The following is a 3,884-nucleotide window of genomic DNA, read 5'->3' on the forward strand; positions in this document are numbered from 1 at the left end:
GTACCATTGGTGGCCGAAAATTCAGGTTTAATTACTCCGATGCTACCGGATTTGATATTAGCCGTTTGCTCTAACGGTAAGGTGTTTAAAAATCCAAAAACTTATAGACCCATGAGTAAGTGTTTAAAACACCTACAGTGTCAAGTGAGCAAGAAAGTGAACGCTGCCAAAAATATTCTCAAGAAAGCACTATGTACGGTGGGGCACACCGGAACCTACCGGGAGATTGGCCTTTTGGCTGAGTTGGAGAAATCCTGCTAGGTGATGTTGAGTCAGTGTTCGCGCAGCGTTGCGTCAGCGAACCAAGAATCCCCGCATTTTTAGACTGGGGAGTATCAATCTGAATACTATATAGCAATTCCCATAAACAGTGAGATACAAAATTCGTTTGTTTGAGGCAGTAGGGAGCACTAGATAACTATAATTTACTTCCTAAAAATGAAAATTCTGTACCGACCAATATTAGTACTTTTGCCAGACTACTTATTCTTAAAAATGGTGTTGGTTGTAATTATTTGATTACGAATTATCCGTATTCACACTTAACTAAAAGCTTCTGCATTTACAGGGTTTCAGTAAACTTATCATCAAAAAATCTACTGAACTCTTAGATTCTTCATCAAATCTTTACATAAATTCAAATAATTCCAGAGTAAAATTAATAGTTAGAGTATAATCTAATTTTTATACTTAATTTAGCTTATAAAGGTTAGTTATGGATAGGACTAAGATTGTAATAAGCAAAAGTTATAAACTAGAGTGAGTATTACAAACTTTAATCTGTATTTCAGATTTAACCTAATTCATAACGCATATTTTTAGGTAAATACGGACATTGAGCATATTTTTATATGAGTTAAATTTACTATCATAATCTCAAAAATATTGGTCTAACAAATCTGTTCAAAATTGCAATTTAATTCTTATTGAAATATCTATTCTACTAAGACAGATATAATCATCAATTCTTACAAAAATATACTTTATTGAAGGGCAAGTTAAATTAGCTTATAATTAATTATCAGAGGGGATTTTCAAGAATGTTAAATTATAATTTAAAATCTTTATCAACTAATAATAATCATAAATCTGCCAAACAAGAACAGCGACTTTATCAGCATTTACAAGATTTAGCTCGTCAACAAGACCCCGAAGAGTTAATTGGTAATTTTAGGGCTCTATTTATTGATGCTTCTGGATATTTTATCCCTGAAATATGGCAGGTAATGGAAACAATTATTCATGCCGATCCTGATGAAGAAGAATTTCATAATATTCTCAATAGAAGTTGCTATATATTAATTAACTTTTGGTTACAAAACCCACAACTGCAAAAATCAATTCCAGAATTAGTAAGTATATTCCAGGTAAAACCAAATAACCTGCCCTCTTGTTGGACTTCTAAACGTTTACGCACTTTAATTCGCAGTTTTACTGAGACTGAAAAATATGTTGCCTTACAACGTTTAGCTAAGATGTTTATCAGGGAAACTCAAGAAAATACAAAAATTGCAGATCGGAAGTTAGAAAAATTAATTGATCGATATCCATATCTATATGAACATTGTTTTTTCAATGATGAGAGTACTGATCAAGAGCAACAAGAAATTAAAATGATTGGAAGAAGACAACAGCAAAAATATGAAATAGATTTGTCTAAATATATCACTTATCAAAGGTTGCCCAGGAAAAACAATTCTATTGAAAATCCTACTTTAATGAAAGACGAAGAATTAAATGAAGTAGTTAAGTATTTTACCAAAAAAGTTCATGGTCGCCAAACATTACGAGACCAAGCTCAACAGTTTCAAACTTATTGTGATTTTACTTGTTCTTATGGTACTTTTAAAGATGGGCTATATGAATACTTAACTGATACAATCGATCCTGGTTATAGTAAATGTCAATTTAATCGCAAATTATATGATAAATTACAAAATACTTGGTCTGATAATAATACTCAAAAACCCAATGATTCTCTAATTTTAGGTACTTGCAAAAAAATGTTAGATTTTCTAGTTGTTGAGAGTCTTGAGCAACCAAAACATTTTGTTTTTTATGACCTGATTAATAATCTTGGAGCGACAATAGTGATTGGTATGTTCTTGAAGATTGTACTATTTTGTCACCAAGCTAAACCTTATTTAGAACAAAAATTTTCTATTCTTTTTAATCATTATCAAGGAGCTACCACTGGTAAAGTTTGGTGGTTAGTGAAGTCCATGGAAACTCTTAATGTTGCTTTTAGCACTAACTTAGTAGGGATAAATCTATGGTGTTTTTAACTATTGATTCGGCGTTGCACAGTGACGAATGATTACGAGAATTGAGGAATTTGCCGATGTTTCAAATCATAGATCAGCAAGGGAATTGATCTGTACCAGTTTCATGTCTGTTATGAAGACTACCGTGCTGCTGCCTCTATTGACTTAGAGCATGATGAAGCAGATATTGACACGAAAATACAGTGTCCGTTATTGGTATTGTGGGGAGAGAAGGGAGTCATATCAAATCCGGTAGCATCGGTGTAATTAGATTGGGGGATGGGGAGATGGGACCCACCCCTCGCCCCTCCCCCTCCCAGGAGGGGAATGTGGGGAGATGGGGAGATCGAGAAATATTTGGTAATGGTTGAAGATGAAACATTTTTTTATACCGAATTAAACGGATTTGATATCATGGGAAAACTTTATGATGTTTTGGAAACCTGGCGAGAAATAGTGATAGAAGGTTTGTTGCAAGGTCAAGGTTTGAAGTGCGGTCATTTTATGCTGGAGGAAGTGCCAGATGAAGTAACTCAGGCGTTGCTTGATTTTTTTAGAGGATAATTACAGGGGAGCTATGAAAATTGTACCCGACTCAAATATAATTTTGGGTAGGGTGATCGCCCTACCCTATAGTCAGTTATTAGCTAGTAGGTTGGGTTGAGGAAAGAAAACCAACACGGGCGTTATTATTATTGGGTTTCCTACGTCAACCCAACCTACAGGAATGACAAATATTCAATTCGCTTCTTTAAAAATTAGATAAATGAAGCAGTTTGACCCCACTCTCCAGTAAATACAAAAGAATTTATCGGTTTACGACTGCGGGGAGAAAGTTCCCTCTCTCGTAAAGACTCAGGCAAAATATCGGGTTCTCCTGGATAACCAATAGCTATAGCTGCTACTGGTTCATATTCTGCTGAAATTTTATATAATTCCCGTGCTTTATCAACATCAAAACCTCCCATTTGATGAACTCTCAAACCCATTTCTGTTGCTTGAAAAGTTAAGCTGGCAACTGCTAAACCTACATCGTGAAAAGCGTGTCTATTTGGTTGATTATTTCTGTCAAAAGAAAGTTTCGCAACGGATAACATTAATACAGGAGCAAGACCTGCCCAAGGTTGATTTCCTTCTACAATACAACTAAAAAGACGGTCGTATTCAGTGGGGTTTTCTTTAGTAGCAATTATGAAACTCCAAGGTTGTTCATTGAAACAAGAAGGAGACCATCTTGCTGCTTCTAGAAGTGAAAGTAATACTTCTGAGGAAACCATTTTGTCAGCAAAAGCTAAAGAACTCCAACGTTGTTTTAATAACTCATTAATTGGATATTGATTTTTTGCAGGTTTTTCCATTTTTTGAATTTTTAATAACTACTTGAGGTATCTCAATAATATCAAAATTTGTTGCTGCTTATATCATCTTTAGTTGAATATTACATTTTAGAGGGAGGAAGGAAGAGAGCAGAAGTAAAGTAGTGGCATGACCACCTAAAATGTTACAAAAGTAGGGGCGGGTTCCAGGTTAAATTAATGGGGGTGACAAATGATTAGATAAACCAGCCCCCGCACCAATAATAACTGAGCAAATTAACTGTTTCGGTCTAGTATTAGGGTC

The 3,884-nt window shown here is 34.7% G+C and carries 3 protein-coding genes and 1 pseudogene; 3 read left to right on the top strand and 1 reads right to left on the bottom strand.

Annotated features, from left to right (window positions below):
* The 3 genes and pseudogenes from D5R40_RS38405 to D5R40_RS30900 form a co-directional block, all read left to right on the top strand.
* Nucleotides 1-261, top strand: a pseudogene (locus D5R40_RS38405) (hypothetical protein); the annotation flags it as partial.
* Nucleotides 262-1,040: 779 nt separating this feature from the next.
* Nucleotides 1,041-2,285 (top strand): Sll1247 family protein, encoded by a 1,245-nt coding sequence (locus tag D5R40_RS30890; RefSeq protein ID WP_124146826.1) that lies wholly within the window; start codon nt 1,041-1,043, stop codon nt 2,283-2,285.
* Nucleotides 2,286-2,543: 258 nt separating this feature from the next.
* On the top strand, nt 2,544-2,828 hold the full coding sequence (locus D5R40_RS30900) for an alpha/beta fold hydrolase (protein ID WP_124155718.1): 285 nt from the start codon (nt 2,544-2,546) through the stop codon (nt 2,826-2,828).
* A 194-nt stretch (nt 2,829-3,022) separates the two neighbouring features.
* On the opposite strand, the gene D5R40_RS30905 is transcribed toward D5R40_RS30900, so the two are convergent.
* Nucleotides 3,023-3,622, bottom strand: coding sequence for a nitroreductase family protein (locus D5R40_RS30905; RefSeq protein ID WP_124146824.1), 600 nt, complete (start codon nt 3,620-3,622; stop codon nt 3,023-3,025).
* Nucleotides 3,623-3,884: the final 262 nt, after the last annotated feature.

This window comes from Okeania hirsuta (assembly GCF_003838195.1).
Classification (GTDB): Bacteria; Cyanobacteriota; Cyanobacteriia; order Cyanobacteriales; family Microcoleaceae; genus Okeania; species Okeania hirsuta.

Coding starts and splice junctions, on each gene's coding strand:
- D5R40_RS30890 (WP_124146826.1), top strand. CDS start 1,041: ATGTTAAATTATAATTTAAAATCTTTATCAACTAATAATAATCATAAA.
- D5R40_RS30900 (WP_124155718.1), top strand. CDS start 2,544: ATGGGGAGATGGGACCCACCCCTCGCCCCTCCCCCTCCCAGGAGGGGA.
- D5R40_RS30905 (WP_124146824.1), bottom strand. CDS start 3,622: ATGGAAAAACCTGCAAAAAATCAATATCCAATTAATGAGTTATTAAAA.